This is a genomic window from Mesorhizobium sp. M0848, assembly GCF_040319805.1.
GTDB lineage: Bacteria > Pseudomonadota > Alphaproteobacteria > Rhizobiales > Rhizobiaceae > Mesorhizobium.
The window spans coordinates 168013-184429 of sequence record NZ_JAMYOM010000009.1; the positions used below are offsets into that span (position 1 = coordinate 168013).

Genomic DNA, 16417 nt, shown 5'->3' on the forward strand with positions numbered 1-16417 from the left:
TCAGCGGCCCGGCATGGAAAGTTCGATTGCGGAGGGAATCACGAACGGCCCCTTGGTGTCGAGATATCGAAGCAGCCGCCAGTCGCGAAAGCTCCAGGCCCGCCAGTTCTGCTGGATAGTTCGATACCAGATTTCATCGCTGCCGCGCACGCCAGCCAGTTCGCGGACAGTGCCGGCGGCCGCCGTCTTGCCCTGCTGCTCGAGGAACCGATCGAGTGCGGGAAACGCGCCCGGACCGAGCGAGTGAAGATACCAGGCGTCTAGGGGAATGCCCTGGCCGGTCATTTCGAGGGAATGGCCGACATTGTAGTTGGCGATCGTCGCTGCAAAATTGATGAAACAGCCGGCATAAAGCGCCAGAGATAACGTCAGAAGATTGGCGGACAGCAGCCATTCGTTGGATTTTCCCAGTGCGATGCGGGCGATGATCAGGGCAAGCCCCGATGCGACCAGCCCCATCCAGACGAAGGCGGCGACGCGCCAGTAGGTCAATGCATAGATGCCGACATAGAGGTCGAGCCGCAGGATCGACGAAATGACCAGCATGATGTTCTGCGCCACCCAGGCATAGACCAGCCGGCGGATGAGCGGATCGGCCGATGTCTCGCTGCCTGGCCGCAGCGCTGCCAGCACGAAGCCGGCGGCAAGCAGCGCAGTGACCATCAAGGGATAGGCGCCACGATGCGCGTAGGCCGCGTAGCTCAGCCCGTCGGGAAGGGCCGCCCCGCCCCACAGATAGGTGGCGTCGAGCGCCGTCTGCAGCGCAAACAGGACGTTGAAGACGATCAGGGCGCGCAGGATGGCGGCCTTGCCGAACAGGATGTCTTCGATGGTGGTGACGGTTTTGTCGGCTTGAGCGCTGACGGCCGGCGCCGCGTGCGGGATGCGACGAACCAGGCGCGGCAGGCGCGGCCGCAGAAAAGCCCAGACAGCAGCTAGCACGAACAGCCAGAAGGCAATCCGCGCCAGTTGGATAAGATCGAGCAGCCTCACGAGGTCGATCAGCGACAGCCAGTAGTCGATCACCGGATTGGCGGCGCCGAACAGCGCCAGGAAGACCGCACCCAGCGTCAGCGGCATCACCCAGACGGCGATCGCCGCCAGCCGGATGCGCCGTCGGCCGAACCGGCGCGCCGTCTTGCGCCAGCGGATGAAATCGTTGGCGAAGCGGAACGGCGCCGCCAGCCCGAACAGCGCGATCTGGCCGGCAATACGCGCGATGCTGTGCCGCAGCCGCCCGCTCAGCGAAAGCGCAAAGACGGTCAGCGCCGCCAGCGCGATCGAGACCGACAAGGCACTGATGTTCTCGGCGAGCGGCAGCAGCGCGACAAGCAGGGCGGCGGGCTTGAGCCAGACCCTGCCGTCGCTGAAGGCTGCGGGATGCACGGCGACCACCGCGGCGGCAATCAGGGTGGCAAACAGGAAAACCGTGATGCCGGCGGGTTGGCCATAAAAGAGAGAATCCGCAAGTGCTGCCAGCAGGATGGCGACCCCGAAGCGGGTGCAATAGCCTGGCGCGGCGGTGAAGAAGGATATCATGACCTGGCCTTCCTGATGGCGTCCGGCCGGATTGCCGGCGGGGTTCTGCGGACAAAGGGAATGAGGATCGCCGTGGCGTTCGCGCGCGGCGATCGGCCAGCCACCAGCCTTCGCTGCGCAGCCGGTGAGGCAGGAACCAATAGGGTTTTGCTCGCTTTTGCATGCCGCCTGTTTGTCAGGCCGACGGGGAAAGGGTGGGGCGGATGCGAGGAGGTTTTCCGCAGGCATGTGCAGTTTTCGTGCAGGCAATTGAGGTTGAATTCGCCATCTTTCTAACGTGGGCGCTGCCCCTCGCCTGCCTGCCGGCATCCTCTCCCCGTAAACGGGGCGAGGGATGCTCTTATCTCCGGTTTCGCCAATCTCCAGCGTCGCAAGAAAGGCGCCGGCGTTCCGGCCAGCTACTCTCGCCCCGTTTACGGGGATGTCCGGCAGGACGGTGAGGGGCAGCACCAGCTTTCGCGATTGGCTCGCCTCAGGTACAAGTCGGGCGCTTGCCTCGACCGCCCGCAGGCGGCATAGATCACCCATGGAAACCTATCGCCCGCGCCGCTCCGTGCTCTACATCCCGGCCTCCAATGACAAGGCCTTGGCCAAGATCGCGCAGCTTGCCTGCGACGCAATCATCATCGACCTGGAAGACGCCGTCGCTCCGGCCGACAAGATCACTGCCCGCGAAAAACTGGCCAGCATTTTCGCCGGCCATCCCGTTGCCAGCCATATTGGCAGACGCTGCGAGATGATCGTGCGCATCAATGCGATATCAAGCGAATGGGGCGCCGACGACCTGCTGGCTGCCGCAAGCTGTGAGCCCGACGGCATCCTTCTGCCCAAGGTCGACACGCCGCGCGACCTGCTCGAGGCCGGCGATGTGCTTGACGACAATTTTGTCCCCGATAGCGTGAAACTATGGGCGATGATCGAGACGCCCAAGGCGCTGCTCAACATCGGCGCCATCGCCGAGCTTGGCCGTGATCCGGCCTCGCGGCTAAATTGTTTCGTTGCCGGAACGAATGATCTGGTCAAGGAGACCGGCATTCTGGCAACGCCTGATCGACGCTACCTCGTGCCATGGCTGATGCAGATGGTGCTGGCCGCGCGCGCCGGCGGCATCGACATGCTCGACGGCGTCTCCAACGATTTTCGTGACCTCGACGCTTTCACACATGAATGCGCGGAAGCCGCAGCCATGGGGTTCGACGGCAAGAGCCTTATCCACCCGGCCCAGATCGAAGCCGCGAACCGAGCCTTTGCGCCGTCCATGGAAGCGGTGGCCGAGGCGCGCTCGGTGAAGGAAGCCTTCGCGCTGCCGGAAAATGCCGGCAAGGGCGTGATCGCGCTGAACGGCAGGATGGTCGAGCGGCTGCACTTGGCGCAGGCCGAAAAACTGCTGGCGAAGGCAGCCGCCATCGGGTCATAAATGCTCGATGGATGCGGGCGAGCTATAGCTACTCACGACAGGAATTGAACAATGAAACTCTACCGCTTTCTGTCCGCTCCGGACGATGCCAGCTTCTGCCACAAGGTGACGGCGGCGCTGAACAAGGGCTGGCACCTGTTCGGCTCGCCGACCTATGCCTACGACAAGAAAGCCAAAGCGATGCGTTGCGGCCAGGCCGTGGTCAAGGATATAGACGGCCAGGAATACGGACCCGATACGAAGCTCAGCGACTGGTAGGCTCCGCTCGCATCCACAGCCAGCCGGCCAGCCAGGCGATGGCTGCCGCAAGCGTCACCAGGCCCAGGTCAAGAGCCCACTCCGGCACGAACGCACGGAGCGCGATAGGCACCGCGCCAATGAAATAGAGGGCGAGTGGAATGCGCGGAACGCCTCTTGCAACGACAAGAGAGATTACAAACGCAAGTGTCCCAAGCAGAAAAAGGAACGAACTGACGACCAAAGCCAGTCCGAGAGGGCCGGCGCGCAGCTCGATGATGGTTGTCAGCGGAAGTTTCGAAAATACCAGATTGATCACCACTTCCACACCGACCAAACTTGCCAGTGCAACGAAGTTGATGACAAACGCGATGGTGCCGAACAGGCCCGCGCGCCGGCCAAACGCAAGAAACAGGCCGACGACAAGACCAAGCGCCAATATCTCGGCGACCGGTGCGAGAAGTTGCGTCAGATCGGTGGTCGCGATGAGCGAGCTGCGTTTGGCCGCGTTGACCAGGAGAATAAGCGCGCTTCCGACGCCGGCCGCGGAGGCAAGCCGATAAAGCGTAGCGCTGGGCACAGCCGCGCTCGACTGGATGGTCGTGGAATTCTCTTTGCGCTGAGGTTCTTCGGCTGAACTCCTCAGCGAAATGAGCGATTGCGGACGGCGGGGTTCGGCGGTTCTGGCAAGCATCTTCGTTTCCTCATCCGGGAAAACGGGAGCCGCGAAGACCGCAGGCCTGTTCCGATCCCATCTGTAATCACTGCTTACATGCTCTTGCCTGCATTGTAAACAGTGACTACATAAATCGCGGATCGTGCTACAGATGCGTGAAGCAGGCCTCCGGAACGAAAACGAAGGAGAAGAGATGGCAAACGCCAAGACGCCTCACCGCACCGGCTACCACCATGGCCATTTGCGGGACACGTTGATCGATGCTGCAATTAAACTTGTCGAGGAAGGCGGCCCCGACAATGTAAGCGTGCGCGAAGCCGCAAAGCGGGCCGGCGTTTCCCCCGGCGCCCCCTTCCGGCATTTTCAGTCGAAAACAGCGCTGCTGACCGCGGTCGCCGAACAGGCCATGAACCGGCTGACAGAGGCCGTTGCCAATGCACTTTCAGCAGTCGACAGCGCGGATCCCATCGTGGCCTTCGAAGCAATCGGACAAGGCTATCTGGAATGGGCGATCGCCAATCCCACGCATTTCCAGATCATCAGTTCCCGAACCCTGATTGATTTCGACGCGTCGGACAGTCTTCGCGGTCAGAATGAGGCCATTCGCCGGAAGATGATCGACCTGCTGACCCAAGCGCAACACCAGGGTCAACTGGCTGCGAACGCGGATTTCGATCATCTGGTTCTTGCCGCTCGTGCCTTTGTCTATGGGTTGGCACGAATGGTGGTTGATGGTCATTTTCCGGAGTGGCATCCGTCCGAGCCGCCATCGCTCGCCGTGCGCAAGGCGCTGCATCTTTTCATCAGCCGAATGACCAACCTATCTGAAGCGGGATCCCAGAAACCCTTGCCGCCGCTGGGTTCTGGACCGACTGGATAGGAATGGACATTTCACGCGACGCAGGAACCAGCTATTCCGCCGCCTCTTCGATCTTCTCCATATCATCGTCCGACAGGCCGAAATGGTGGCCGATCTCGTGGATCAGCACGTGGGTGACGATGTCGCCCAGCGTCTCTTCGTTCTCGGACCAGTAGTCGAGGATGGCGCGGCGGTAGAGCGTGATCCGGTTCGGGCCTTCGCCGGTCTGCGGGTTCCAGCGCTCGGCGATGCCGCGTCCCTCAAACAGGCCGAGCAGGTCGAACGGCGTCTCCAACGACAGATCGTCCATGATCTCGTCGGTCGGGAACTCGGCGATCTGGATGACGATCTCGCCTGTCAGCTTGCGAAAATCCTCCGGCAGATGGGCGTACGCCTCCAGCGCCAGGAACTCCATTTCGTCCATCGAGGGCGAGAGTTCGTCGTGCCAGGTGCGGGTCTTGTAGATGCGGGCCATGCTTTGTCCTTTGATCCCGGCATATAGGCTTTCGCACCGTAATCGGCAAATGACACGGGCCGATGCGCCTGCGCCATCCGCGCGGAGAGGAATAAATTCCCCATGTGTCTGCTTGACTCTTGAGATGCGCTCTGGAATCTATAGGGAACATAACAGGAACAATGTGAGTGGAAGCTGACCGTCATGGCGATGACCGCCGTGGCGCGGGAGACTGTTTTTGCCCTGCGCCGCCAGATCGCGAAAATCGAGGGAACGCTGCCCGAGCGCTTGGCTGCGCCGGCCGCCGCGCCCTTTGATGCCGACGTCAACACCGATCTCACAATCGTCCGGCGTGGCATTGCCGCGGCGTTGCCGGATGCGTTCCTGCCTATTGGCGTCGAGCGCCTCGACGCCGCCCTGAGCGGCGGCCTGCCGAAGGCCGCCCTGAGCGAAATCCATGGCACGCAAACCCGCGATGCCGGGGCCGTCGCCGGCTTCGCTTTGTCGCTCACAAGCCTGATCCTCAAGCAAACGCCGGGGCTGCCGGTGCTGTGGATCGGCACATCGGAGATCTTTCGCGAGGCCGGCTTTCCCTATGCCAGGGGGCTTCACGCCTCGTTCGGCATCGAGCCGGAGCAATTGCTGTTTTCCGAGGCACCGAGACTTGTCGATGCGCTGTGGGTCGCCGAGGAGGCGGCCCGGATGACGGCGCTCGCCGCGGTCATCCTCGAAATTCGCGGCAATCCGCAGCGGCTTGACCTGACCGCGACACGCCGGCTGCATGCAAGGGCGCAAGCGGCCGGCCGCCCGGTGTTCCTGCTGCGGCAGGCGGCCGAGCCCGAACCGACGGCGGCACCCGTCCGCCTCATCGTCACGTCGGCACCGGCGGTGCCGCGCGACACCATCGCCGGGCCGCTGGCCGGCTCGATCGGCCGCCCGGCCTTCACCCTCACCATCGGCAAGAGCCGCACGGCCCTGCCTGGACAATTCACACTGGAGTGGAACCCCGATGAATGCGCATTCGACGAAAGAGCGGGCGACGAAGGAGCAGGTGGGGGAAGAAACCGGCCAAAGAATCCTGTCCCTGTGGTTTCCCTATCTGGCGGCGGAAAGGGTCCTGCGCCAGCGTCTGGGGCGGTCCTGGCGTTCCCGGCCGTCGGATCACCCATCTCACCCGCCGCTCGTGATCAGCCATCGCGACCGCAACGCACAGCGCATCTCGGCCCTCGACGAGCGGGCTGAGGCGCTGCACCTGAAGCGCGACATGGGCATCGCCGATGCGCGCGCCATGCATCCGTCGATCGACATCGTCGAGGCCGATCCGGAAGCCGACCGCCGCCTGCTCGAAGGCCTTGCCGACTGGTGCGACCGCTACACCCCGCTGGTGGCGCTGGATGGCGCGGACGGCCTGTTTCTCGACGTCACCGGCTGCACCCATCTGTTCGGCGGCGAACGTGCCATGCTGGACGACATCCTGTCGCGCTTCTTCCATCAGGGTTTCGATGTCCGTGCCGGGCTTGCCGCGACGCCGGGCGCGGCCTGGGCGGCGGCACGGTTTTGCGGCGACCGCATCGTTGTGTCAGGCGAGGAGGAAGCGCTGCTGGCACCCCTGCCGCTGGCCGCATTGCGCATCGAACCGGCGACCCGCACCAGCCTGGAAAGCGTCGGCCTGCGCACGGCGGGCGCCGTCATGGCGGCACCGCGCGCGCCGCTCGCCCGCCGCTTTGGCGCCTTGCTGCTCCTGCGCCTCGATCAGGCGCTTGGCCGCCTCGACGAGGCAGTCTCGCCGCGCCTTCCCGTCGCGCCGCTTTCGGTCGAACGCCACCTCGCCGAACCCATCACCCTGACCGAGGACATCGAACGGCTGGTGGGCATGCTGGCGGCGACCTTGAAAATCGATCTCGAGCGCCGCGGCGAGGGTGCCAGGACACTGGCGCTGCTGCTCTTTCGGGTCGACGGCGCCGTCAGCCGCATCGCGCTCGGCACCTCGCGGCCGATGCGCGAACCCATGCTGATCCAGAAACTGTTCCATGAGCGGCTGGCCGCGCTCGAACAGGATATCGATGCCGGTTATGGCTTCGACTTGGTGCGGCTTTCGGTGCTGGCGGCAGCCACCTTCGACATGCAGCAGGCCGATCTGACTGGCGAAACGGCCGACGACGGTGCCGACATCGCGCTGTTCGCCGACCGCATCCGCGCCCGGCTCGGCGAGGGCGCGGTTCTCCGGCCGGTCGCGGTCGAAAGCCATCTGCCGGAGCGCGCCGTCGCCACGATCCCCTTCACCGAAGCGCCACGCCGGACCACGCCGCCGAAAAAGCCCGGCAGGCTGCAGGCACCACAAACCATCTTTCCGCCGGAACGGCCGATCCGGCTGTTCCGCTCGCCCGAACCCATCGATGTGCCGGCCACTGAAATGCCGGAAGGACCACCGCTGAACTTCCGCTGGCGCCGCGCGCTCTACCGGGTCACGCGTGCCGAAGGGCCGGAACGCATCGCCGCCGAATGGTGGCGCGAGGCAGCGAGCGACCCGATCACGTCAACCCGCGACTACTTCCGTATCGAGGACGCCGATGGTCGCCGCTATTGGCTTTACCGGCAAGGTCTTTACGGCAACACGCAGGTCCCGCCGCGCTGGTTCATGCATGGTGTCTTCGCATGAACGCGCTGACCGTCATCCCCTATGCCGAGTTCGGCATCCAGTCGAATTTCTCCTTCCTGCGCGGCGCCTCCAAGCCGGAGGAGCTGGTGGTCGCGGCCAAGCTCCTGGGCTTCTCGGCGATCGGGCTTGCCGACCGCAACACGGTGGCCGGCGTGGTTCGCGCCTGGCAGCAGGCCAAGGTCGAAAAACTCTCCTATCACCCCGGCTGCCGGCTGGTTTTCGGCGACGGCACGCCGGACATCCTCGCCTATCCCCAGGACCGCAAGGGCTGGGGACATCTCTGCCGCATGCTCACCCAAGCCAATCTGCGCGACGAGAACGAAAAAGGCGCCACCCTTCTGCAGCGCGGCGACCTTCTCGAATGGGGTGACCTGATGTCGCTGGCGGTCCTGCCCGGTCTGTCGGCGGGCGCGCAGGACGGTCTCGCCTTGCTTCGGCTGCTCAAGGATCGTTTCGGCAGAAATCTCCGTCTGGCCGTTTCGCCCGACTACGCCGGCAATGACCGTTTCCGCATCGAGCAGGCCGCGGCGCTTGCCGAGAGCGTCGGTATTCCGCTGATGGCGACCAACGACGTTCTCTACCACACGGCCGAACGGCGCCCGCTGCAGGACGTGCTGACCGCGATCCGCCTCAACACGCCCGTCGCCGAGGTCGGGCTGCAACTCAGCGCCAATGCCGAGCGCCATCTGAAGCTGCCAATGGAGATGGCGCGCCTGTTCCGCAGGCATCCGCAAGCATTGGCCGAGACCTTGCGGTTTGCGCAAGAGCTGACTTTTTCGCTCAGCGACCTCCAGTACAATTACCCCGATGAGCCGACGGAATCGGGTCTTGGCCCACAGGCTGAACTGGAGCGGCTGGCTCGGGAGGGAGCGGCCAACCGCTATCCGGCGGGTGTGCCGGATTCGGTGATCAAGCGCATCCAGGAAGAGCTCACTCTCATCGAGCGCCTCAACTACGCTCGCTATTTCCTGACCGTCTACGACATCATCAAATTCGCCCGTGGCCAGGGCATTCTCTGCCAAGGACGTGGTTCGGCCGCCAATTCGGTCATCTGCTTCTGCATCGGCATCACCGAAGTCGGACCCGACAAGATCGATACGCTCTTCGAGCGCTTCATTTCCGAGGAGAGGAACGAGCCGCCGGATATCGACGTCGACTTCGAGCATGAGCGACGCGAAGAGGTGATGCAATACATCTATGAGAAATACAGCGGCAAGCGCACGGCACTTGCCGCCGCCGTCATCAGCTATCGCGGCCGGTCGGCGCTGCGCGAAGTGTCGAAGGCAATGGGTCTGTCCGAGGATATCAGGACGTCCCTTTCCGGCTCGATCTGGGGCTGGTCGACCTCGGAGCTCGGCGAGAAGGAAGCCCGCGCCGGCGGCCTCGACCGCACCGATCCGGTGTCTCGGCATGTGATGGAACGCGCCAACGAGATCATGGGGTTTCCCCGCCATTTGTCGCAGCATGTCGGCGGCTTCGTCATCACCAGGGACCGGCTCGATGAGATCGTGCCCATCGTCAAGACGGCGATGGACGAGCGCAAGATGGTCGAATGGGACAAGGACGATCTCGACGCGGTGAAGATCCTCAAGGTCGACATCCTGGCGCTCGGCATGCTGACCTGCCTGCAACGCGCCTTCACCTTGCTCACGGATCACTATCCTAATGCGCGGGATGACTATGGGCAGCCCTATGTGCTGGCCACCCTGCCGCCGGAAGATAAGCAGGTCTACAAGATGATCTGCCGCGCCGATACGCTCGGCGTCTTCCAGATCGAATCGCGCGCCCAGATGTCGATGCTGCCGCGTCTCCAGCCAGACAATTTTTACGATCTCGTCATCGAGGTGGCGATCGTGCGGCCGGGCCCGATCCAGGGCGATATGGTCCATCCCTATCTGCGCCGCCGGCAAGGCAAGGAAAAACCCGAGTATCAAAAGCCGGAGCTGGAGGCGATCCTCAGCAAGACGCTTGGTGTGCCGCTGTTCCAGGAGCAGGCGATGAAGATCGCCATTGTTGCCGGCGGCTTCAAGCCGGGCGAGGCCGATGAACTGCGCCGTGCCATGGCCACCTTCAAGCGCACCGGCACCATCGGCAATTATCGTCTCCGCATGATCAAAGGCATGGTCGACAAAGGTTACACGAAGGACTTCGCCGAGCGCTGCTTCAAGCAGATCGAGGGTTTTGGCGAATACGGCTTTCCCGAAAGCCATGCCGCTTCCTTCGCCCTGCTCGTCTATGCCTCCTGCTGGTTCAAGACCTTCTATCCCGACGTGTTCTGCGCCGCGATCCTGAATTCACAGCCGATGGGGTTTTACCAGCCGGCCCAGCTGGTGCGCGACGCAAGCGACCATGGTGTCGACATTCGTGACGTCGACGTCAATTTTTCGGTGTGGGATTGTGCGCTGGAAAAGGCGCCGTTCGATCCGGCCCGCATCATCCCACGCCATGCCGAAATGCGCGGCGTCATCGAGACGAAGCATGCCGTCCGGCTCGGCTTCAGGCAGATCAAGGGCCTGTCGAAGGAGCGCATGGAGGCTTTCGTCGAACAGCGCAGCTCAGGCTATGTATCCGTCAGGGATGTCTGGCTGCGCTCCAGTCTCGATGTCGGCGAGATCGAAAAACTGGCGCAGGCCGATGCCTTCCGCTCGCTCGGCCTTGATCGTCGCGAAGCCTTGTGGGCGGTGCGCGCGCTCGACGGCAAGAGCGCCGCCGAAAGGCTGCCGCTGTTCGACCAGCCGGCGCTTCGCCTGCGCGAGCTGGAGCCTGAGACGAAGCTGCCGAAAATGCCGCTCGGCGAGCATGTCATCCATGATTACCGCGCGCTCGGCCTGTCGCTGAAGGCGCATCCGGTCGCCTTCCTGCGCGAGCGGCTCGACCGCGCCGGCGTCATCCCCAATGCGAACCTGCCTTCCGTGCGCGACGGCAGGCGCGTCTCCGTCGCCGGCCTCGTGCTGGTGCGGCAGCGCCCCGGCAAGGGCAATGCGATCTTCCTGACGCTGGAGGACGACAAGGCGGTTGCCAACGTCATCTTCTGGCAAAGAACCTTCGACCGTTACCGACCCATCGTCATGGGCGCCCGGTTCGTCAAGGTCACCGGAAAATTGCAGTCGGAATCGGGCGTGGTCCACATCGTCGCCGAGAGGATCGAGGATCTGACGCCCTGGCTGACCGTACTTCTGGAGAAGGTCAGCGGGGCCGAACCAGCGGTTCCTCCGAGAGACCTCGCCAAGGAGCGTTCGGATCACTCCAGCCCCGCCAAACAAAGCGCACCGATCCGGCAGGATCTCGCAACGCTGTCCGAAGAAGCGGAAAGGGTCATGCCCAAGGGGCGGAATTTTCAGTAGTGTCAAAAACTTCGATGGCAGCGGGACAGCACCCCCCTCTGTCCTGCCGGACATCTCCCCCGCAAGGAGGGAGATTGGCAGCTTTGGCGCTTTCGCACATTCCAGCAACCGTGGAGATTAGCGAAAGCCGAGACTACATCCAATCTCCCCCCTTGCGGGGGAGATGGCCGGTAGGCCAGAGGGGGGTGCTGTCCCGCCCACCTCACCAGCCTGTGGTGCAAGAACTCAGCCCGGCCCACCCAAGCGTGGCGGCGGCGGGGCGAGCACGTCCTCCACCGAAAGCGTCCGCGCCTCGGAGGGCAGCATGATCGGGATGCCGTCACGCACCGGATAGGCAATCTTGGCGACCCTGGAAATCAGTTCGCCGCGCTCTGGATCCCAGGCCAGCGGCCCCTTGGTCAGCGGGCAGGCCAGCAGCTCCAGCAGCTTGGGATCGACCTTCCTCTCGTCACGTCCGTCCGCCGCCATAAGATTCTCTTCCCAGCCAGTTGCGGGCCTAAGATGTGCCGAGATTCAGGTCAGGCCGAGTCGAAAATGGCTGATACCGAGAACCGGAGCGGAGCGTACTTTTCGTACGTGAGCTCAGTTCTACCGCAACGCGGTAGAACGGGGAAGCGCAGGAAGCCGCCACTTGCAGGCCGGTCTCACCTGAATATCGACACATCTTACTGCAAACTCGAGCCAAAGTCCTCATTCTCGCGCGCCAGCGCCATTTCGGTGATGGCGATCAGCGTCTCCGCCCGGGTCTTCAGGTCGGCTGCTTCGAGCAGCGCCTGTTTCTCGGCCGGCCCGTAGGGCGCCATCATCGACAGCGCATTGACCAGCATGGCATTTTCGGCGCGGCTGACGCTTTCCCAGTCGGCCTCCAAATCGTTGGCCTGCAGATAGGCGCGAAACGCCTTGAGCAGCGATGGCCGGTCGATCTCGTTGTCCGCCTGATCCTCGTCGAGATCGGCAAGGAAAGGCGCGGGCTTGCACTGGCGAAACGGCGTCTTGACCGTCAATTCGTGGGCGATGCGGAACCGGCACACGCCCTGCAGCGAAATCAGGTAGCGGCCGTCGCCACTCTCGGAAAAGGCGATGATGCGCCCGGCGCAACCGACATTGCAGAGCTCCGGCTCGCCATCGCCGCGCAAGGCGCCGTCGAGACTGGGCTGGATGACGCCGATGAGCCGCGAGCCGGCGATCGCCTCGTCCACCATCTGCAGATAGCGCGGCTCGAAGATGTTGAGCGGCATGCGGCCTCCCGGCAGCAAAAGCGCACCCTCGAGCGGAAAGATCGGGATCGTCGACGGCAAATCCTTGGCGAGCCGGTAATGCGCGTTTCCCGCTTGCACCATATTCCTCCGATCGCTTCACCAGAAGCGCGTCATGGCAGTTCTAATTTGGCGCAGTCATGGCCGACGCCAAGCCCGTGCGGCAAAACAACCGGCAAACGGCTCAGGAAAACAGCAATGCCGACAATTTGCGGCGCGCGGCAAGCGTTGCCTCGTCGGTCATGCCCCATGCCTCGAACAGCTGCAGCAATTGCGTCCTGGCGCCATCCTCGTTCCAGCTTCGGTCGGCCTTGATGATGGCCAGCAGATTGTCTGCGGCCGCAGTGCGGTCGCCGTTGGCGTTCTGGATCATGGCCAGATCGAAGCGCGCCTGGTGATCCCCAGGATTTTCCGCCAGCCGGCGCTCGAACTCGGCTGGATTGCCGAGAGCCGCCGCTTGCGCTGCAACCGCCATCCTGGCGCGCAGGGCTGCCAGCGGCGGCGCATCCTTCTTGGCCTCCGGGGCTGTTGCCAAAAGCGCCTCGGCGCCTTCCGTGTCGCCGGCGTCGAACAACAGTTCGCCCAGTCCGGCGATCGCCTCGATCGTCTCCGGCGCCTGCGCCAGGACGGCGTCATAAATGTCGGCCGCGGTCTGCATGTCGCCGGCCTCGCGCGCTTCGGTCGCCGCTGCCAAGGCTTCCGCCACCGGCGGCGCGCCGTTGCCCTTGCCGCCGACCTTGGTGATGAATTCGTTGATCTGGCTCTCCGGGATGGCGCCCATGAAGCCATCGACCGGCTGGCCGTCCTTGAAGGCGATGACCGCCGGGATAGACTGGATGCCGAGCTGGCCGGCGATCGAGGGATGGTCGTCGATGTTCATCTTGACCAGCTTGACCCTGCCGCCGGCGGCCTTGACCGCCTTCTCCAACTGCGGCGTCAGCTGCTTGCAAGGCCCGCACCAGGGCGCCCAGAAATCGACCAGCACCGGCTGGCGGCGCGATTCCTGGATGACATCGGCGGCAAAGGCAGCCGTCGTCGTGTCCTTGATCACATCGGCGGGAGCGGCGGGCGCATCGCCAAGCGCGACTTTCGCCGGCGCCGGCGCCGCTCCACCATACTGCACCGAGGTGGTGTACTGGCCGCCATTACCGCCAAAGGAGCCGCCGAACGGATTGTTGTCGCTCATCTCTTTACCCTTCCGTGGCGCCGCCGGCCGGCGGCCAGGCGCCCTATGCTTCAGACCATCTGACTCAAGCCATCCATGTGGCGATCACACGGAGACTTTCAAGATAGCAGCATCGTGCCCGGTTGCCTCGACGAATCTGATCAGGTCCCGCGCCGCGATCGATGTCGTCGCCTCATTGGTCAGCGGATGCCCATTGATCACCGCATGCTCCATCAAATCCTTGTCGAGCACGAGCTTGACCCTGTTTGCCGTGTCGTTGATGACGCCAAAGACCGTCACGGCGCCCGGTGTGACGCCGAGCAGCTCCATCAGCATCTCCGGCTTGCCGAAGGAGACCCGGCTGGCGGCGCCGATCACCTGGTGGATCTGCTTCAGGTCGACGACCGCGTCCTCGCCGACGGTGACCAGGAAGAAATTATCCTTCTTGTCCTTCAGGAACAGGTTCTTCGTGTGCGAGCCGGCGATTTCGCCGCGCAACGCCTGCGAATCCGCGACCGTGTAGAGCGGCGGATGGCGCTTCGTCGAGGCGGCAATCCCGAGTTCAGCGAGAAAGGCCATCAAATCGGCTTCGGTCTTCGGCATCGGTTTCGTTCCGTTTCTCAAGCCAGCCGTTTACGGCCAATGGGGCAGCCGACACAAGACCGTCATGCGACATCATGGGGAGCGGCACCGCCCTTCGCGCTGGCGCCCCGCCGCCCGCCGGCGGCTTGCCGGCCCGGCGCGGCGTGTCACAAAAAGCCTGCGATTTCCCTGTTGCAATCGCCGCGCTCTTCAGCCATATAGGCTCGGCTTGCGGCCAAGACGCCGTGCGAGCGGGTGTAGCTCAGGGGTAGAGCACAACCTTGCCAAGGTTGGGGTCGAGCGTTCGAATCGCTTCACCCGCTCCAGTTTCCTCCAGGGGACTAAGCATCGAAAAGCCGCGGAACTCCGCGGCTTTTTCGTTTTTGGGCTTGCCTGGCTAAGAGTTTCGGCGGAATTCCCCAGGAGTCACATAAAATTACAGCGAGGAACGGTTCCCGCCTCGCCTCGTTAGCGCTCCATCAACGCAACGATGGAGAAAGCCATGCAGGACATTTCCGGCAAGCGCGTCGCTATCCTGGCGACGAACGGGTTCGAGCAATCCGAACTTGAGGTGCCGCTGAAGAAGCTGCGCGAGGCGGGCGCCAAGGTCGATGTCGTGTCGCTCGCAAGCGGCAAGATCAGAGGCTGGGATCTCAAGGACTGGGGCCGAGAAGTTCCCGTCGACAAGACTTTGGATGAGGCGCGAGCGGACGCCTATGAGGCGATCGTCCTGCCCGGCGGGGTCATCAATCCCGATCTGCTGCGTGTCGAGCGAAAGGCTCTGGGCTTCATCGAATCGTTCTGGTCGGCCAAGAAGGTCGTCGGCGCGATCTGCCATGCGCCCTGGCTTCTCGTCGAGACCGGCATCGTAAGGGGTCGCCGGGTCACATCTTACAAATCGATCAAGACCGACGTGATCAACGCCGCCGGTCTGTGGGAGGACAGCAAGGTCGTTACCGACCAGGGACTTGTCACCAGCCGCAACCCCGGCGATCTCGAGGCGTTCTGCGACAAGCTCGCCGAGGAGATCAGCGAAGGGCGGCACGACAGAAGGGTTGCTGCCTAGCCGGCTGTCCGCCCGGACGCATCGATTGGAAGGTTACGCCGGGAAAACCGCACCGTTTTCCTCAGGCGCTCTTCGCCCCATCCGCCTTCCGCAGCGACGCCTGATGCACCAGCGAGGTCCAGCTGTTGGTCGAGGCGAGGTGGCAATAGAGCAGGCCGAGCGCGCCGGATTTGCGCAGGTCGAGGAACGCCTCGTCGCTCAATCTGTTGAAGGCCGGCTCGTCGATCACCTGGAAATCGGTGAGGTTGAGCACCTCGCCGCCTTCCAGCGTCACCTTGCTCTGGCGCGGTGAAAACAGGCTGTGTGCATCGACCTTTTCGACCATCTCGCGGGTGGCTCTGAAGTCGATCTGGAACTGGTTGCAGAAGGCGAGCGCCTGTTTGGTCGCTTCGGTCGGCTCGTTGCCGGTGAAGAACGGCAGGATCTTGTCATCGCGGGACGGCGCCAGCAACTGGTCGACGACCCGGTCGCTGGCCCGTTCGACGCACAGCGTCAGCCGGCCGGCCGATGTCGGGTCTTCGGCCAGGATGAAGGGATAGCGCCGGACATAGGCGGGGATGTAGTGCGGCCCGGTCCATTTGCCGTCGGCATCGACGAACAGGTTCTCGTTCTGGCGCACGCCGGTGATGATCACCGGCGACTTGGCCGGGCCGATAAAGACGATCGGGTAGGAGCGCATCGCCGCCGGCATTTCCGACGCGACCACCGGAATGGCGTGCGCGGAGCGGGCGAAGCCGAAGTCGCTACGCGCGGTCAGGCCAAGCGAGCCGTGCCGCGCCGGATTGAGCGCCTCGGGCCTCGAATAGAACAGCGGCAACGCATCGCCCGTCACGTTCGTCTTTGCATCCGCCATCATCCGTCTCCCGCACGCCCATCAGGCTGCCAATGGTCCCGAAGCCGGGATTTATGCTTGTTTGCGCTGATCTTGGATCGAAAGGAATCCCGCGCATGAACAAAGTACTACAGCGTCTCTTGCGCGCATAAAAGGACAGGCGGTGCTGTATTTTGGGTTTGCGGCGGTCGATTGTCTTGGGGAACACGACCGCCGGCCTGCCCGCCTCTGGACAGCTTGCGGCGAAGCGGCGACAGTGCCTCCGCTGGAGCAATTCCAGGAAAAGTGTGGAGCGGTTTTCCCTGGCAATTGCGAAGAAACAAAAGCCGGA

General features: G+C 63.5%; 15 protein-coding genes and 1 tRNA gene. 8 read left to right on the top strand and 8 right to left on the bottom strand.

Annotated features, from left to right (window positions below; translation table 11 throughout):
* Nucleotides 1–1539 (bottom strand): DUF4153 domain-containing protein, encoded by a 1539-nt coding sequence (locus NKH95_RS12975; protein WP_352632266.1) that lies wholly within the window; start codon nucleotides 1537–1539, stop codon nucleotides 1–3.
* A gap of 526 nt (nucleotides 1540–2065) precedes the next feature.
* On the opposite strand from NKH95_RS12975, the gene NKH95_RS12980 reads away from it, so the two are divergent.
* Together NKH95_RS12980 and NKH95_RS12985 are read left to right on the top strand one after the other, a co-directional pair.
* Nucleotides 2066–2956 (top strand): HpcH/HpaI aldolase/citrate lyase family protein, encoded by an 891-nt coding sequence (locus tag NKH95_RS12980; protein ID WP_352442389.1) that lies wholly within the window; start codon nucleotides 2066–2068, stop codon nucleotides 2954–2956.
* A 51-nt stretch (nucleotides 2957–3007) separates the two neighbouring features.
* The gene (locus tag NKH95_RS12985) at nucleotides 3008–3214 is read left to right on the top strand and encodes a DUF1737 domain-containing protein (RefSeq protein ID WP_013528780.1); all 207 of its coding nucleotides are present in this window, start codon (nucleotides 3008–3010) and stop codon (nucleotides 3212–3214) included.
* Here the strand turns inward: NKH95_RS12985 and NKH95_RS12990 are convergent.
* Entirely contained in the window at nucleotides 3201–3887 is a 687-nt protein-coding gene (locus tag NKH95_RS12990) for a hypothetical protein (protein WP_352612530.1), read from the bottom strand. The genes NKH95_RS12985 and NKH95_RS12990 overlap by 14 nt on opposite strands.
* Before the next feature lie 175 nt (nucleotides 3888–4062).
* Between NKH95_RS12990 and NKH95_RS12995 the strand changes: the two genes are divergently transcribed.
* A complete protein-coding gene (locus tag NKH95_RS12995; protein ID WP_352799188.1) occupies nucleotides 4063–4749 on the top strand; it encodes a TetR/AcrR family transcriptional regulator in 687 nt (228 codons plus the stop codon).
* Between the two features lie 31 nt (nucleotides 4750–4780).
* Here the strand turns inward: NKH95_RS12995 and NKH95_RS13000 are convergent, their stop codons facing one another.
* Nucleotides 4781–5203, bottom strand: a complete 423-nt coding sequence (locus tag NKH95_RS13000; protein WP_023763026.1) for a metallopeptidase family protein — start codon at nucleotides 5201–5203, stop codon at nucleotides 4781–4783.
* Nucleotides 5204–5386: 183 nt separating this feature from the next.
* On the opposite strand from NKH95_RS13000, the gene NKH95_RS13005 reads away from it, so the two are divergent.
* Genes NKH95_RS13005 through NKH95_RS13015 form a run of 3 tightly spaced genes read left to right on the top strand, consistent with a single transcriptional unit; the run spans nucleotide 5387 to nucleotide 11185 of the window.
* On the top strand, nucleotides 5387–6424 hold the full coding sequence (locus tag NKH95_RS13005; protein ID WP_352891698.1) for an ImuA family protein: 1038 nt from the start codon (nucleotides 5387–5389) through the stop codon (nucleotides 6422–6424).
* Nucleotides 6366–7841, top strand: a complete 1476-nt coding sequence (locus NKH95_RS13010; RefSeq protein ID WP_352799189.1) for a DUF6504 family protein — start codon at nucleotides 6366–6368, stop codon at nucleotides 7839–7841. Before NKH95_RS13005 ends, NKH95_RS13010 begins: the two co-directional genes overlap by 59 nt.
* Nucleotides 7838–11185, top strand: a complete 3348-nt coding sequence (locus NKH95_RS13015) for an error-prone DNA polymerase (protein ID WP_352891699.1) — start codon at nucleotides 7838–7840, stop codon at nucleotides 11183–11185. The genes NKH95_RS13010 and NKH95_RS13015 overlap by 4 nt, the downstream gene beginning before the upstream one ends.
* 225 nt (nucleotides 11186–11410) lie before the next feature.
* Here NKH95_RS13015 and NKH95_RS13020 read toward each other — a convergent pair whose 3' ends face one another.
* From NKH95_RS13020 to NKH95_RS13035, 4 genes are all read right to left on the bottom strand, one after another.
* Complete coding sequence (locus tag NKH95_RS13020) at nucleotides 11411–11653, bottom strand: Trm112 family protein (RefSeq protein WP_127261272.1); 243 nt, start codon at nucleotides 11651–11653, stop codon at nucleotides 11411–11413.
* A gap of 197 nt (nucleotides 11654–11850) precedes the next feature.
* Nucleotides 11851–12522 carry an LON peptidase substrate-binding domain-containing protein gene (locus tag NKH95_RS13025; protein WP_023810888.1) on the bottom strand — a complete coding sequence of 224 codons (672 nt, stop codon included), beginning with the start codon at nucleotides 12520–12522 and terminating at the stop codon, nucleotides 11851–11853.
* A gap of 103 nt (nucleotides 12523–12625) precedes the next feature.
* Nucleotides 12626–13627, bottom strand: a complete 1002-nt coding sequence (gene trxA, locus NKH95_RS13030) for a thioredoxin (protein WP_023810887.1) — start codon at nucleotides 13625–13627, stop codon at nucleotides 12626–12628.
* 84 nt (nucleotides 13628–13711) lie between these two features.
* On the bottom strand, nucleotides 13712–14209 hold the full coding sequence (locus tag NKH95_RS13035; RefSeq protein ID WP_128304309.1) for a prolyl-tRNA synthetase associated domain-containing protein: 498 nt from the start codon (nucleotides 14207–14209) through the stop codon (nucleotides 13712–13714).
* 230 nt (nucleotides 14210–14439) lie between these two features.
* On the opposite strand from NKH95_RS13035, the gene NKH95_RS13040 reads away from it, so the two are divergent.
* Nucleotides 14440–14514: transfer RNA gene (locus NKH95_RS13040), tRNA-Gly, on the top strand.
* A 176-nt stretch (nucleotides 14515–14690) separates the two neighbouring features.
* Nucleotides 14691–15254, top strand: coding sequence for a type 1 glutamine amidotransferase domain-containing protein (locus NKH95_RS13045; protein ID WP_352891700.1), 564 nt, complete (start codon nucleotides 14691–14693; stop codon nucleotides 15252–15254).
* Nucleotides 15255–15315: 61 nt separating this feature from the next.
* Here NKH95_RS13045 and NKH95_RS13050 read toward each other — a convergent pair whose 3' ends face one another.
* Complete coding sequence (locus NKH95_RS13050; protein ID WP_352891701.1) at nucleotides 15316–16107, bottom strand: SapC family protein; 792 nt, start codon at nucleotides 16105–16107, stop codon at nucleotides 15316–15318.
* Nucleotides 16108–16417: the final 310 nt, after the last annotated feature.

Bases quoted from the DNA above. Each gene is read 5' to 3' on its own strand.
- NKH95_RS12975 (WP_352632266.1), bottom strand. From the start codon at position 1,539: ATGATATCCTTCTTCACCGCCGCGCCAGGCTATTGCACCCGCTTCGGG.
- NKH95_RS12980 (WP_352442389.1), top strand. From the start codon at position 2,066: ATGGAAACCTATCGCCCGCGCCGCTCCGTGCTCTACATCCCGGCCTCC.
- NKH95_RS12985 (WP_013528780.1), top strand. From the start codon at position 3,008: ATGAAACTCTACCGCTTTCTGTCCGCTCCGGACGATGCCAGCTTCTGC.
- NKH95_RS12990 (WP_352612530.1), bottom strand. From the start codon at position 3,887: ATGCTTGCCAGAACCGCCGAACCCCGCCGTCCGCAATCGCTCATTTCG.
- NKH95_RS12995 (WP_352799188.1), top strand. From the start codon at position 4,063: ATGGCAAACGCCAAGACGCCTCACCGCACCGGCTACCACCATGGCCAT.
- NKH95_RS13000 (WP_023763026.1), bottom strand. From the start codon at position 5,203: ATGGCCCGCATCTACAAGACCCGCACCTGGCACGACGAACTCTCGCCC.
- NKH95_RS13005 (WP_352891698.1), top strand. From the start codon at position 5,387: ATGGCGATGACCGCCGTGGCGCGGGAGACTGTTTTTGCCCTGCGCCGC.
- NKH95_RS13015 (WP_352891699.1), top strand. From the start codon at position 7,838: ATGAACGCGCTGACCGTCATCCCCTATGCCGAGTTCGGCATCCAGTCG.
- NKH95_RS13020 (WP_127261272.1), bottom strand. From the start codon at position 11,653: ATGGCGGCGGACGGACGTGACGAGAGGAAGGTCGATCCCAAGCTGCTG.
- trxA (WP_023810887.1), bottom strand. From the start codon at position 13,627: ATGAGCGACAACAATCCGTTCGGCGGCTCCTTTGGCGGTAATGGCGGC.
- NKH95_RS13035 (WP_128304309.1), bottom strand. From the start codon at position 14,209: ATGCCGAAGACCGAAGCCGATTTGATGGCCTTTCTCGCTGAACTCGGG.
- NKH95_RS13045 (WP_352891700.1), top strand. From the start codon at position 14,691: ATGCAGGACATTTCCGGCAAGCGCGTCGCTATCCTGGCGACGAACGGG.
- NKH95_RS13050 (WP_352891701.1), bottom strand. From the start codon at position 16,107: ATGGCGGATGCAAAGACGAACGTGACGGGCGATGCGTTGCCGCTGTTC.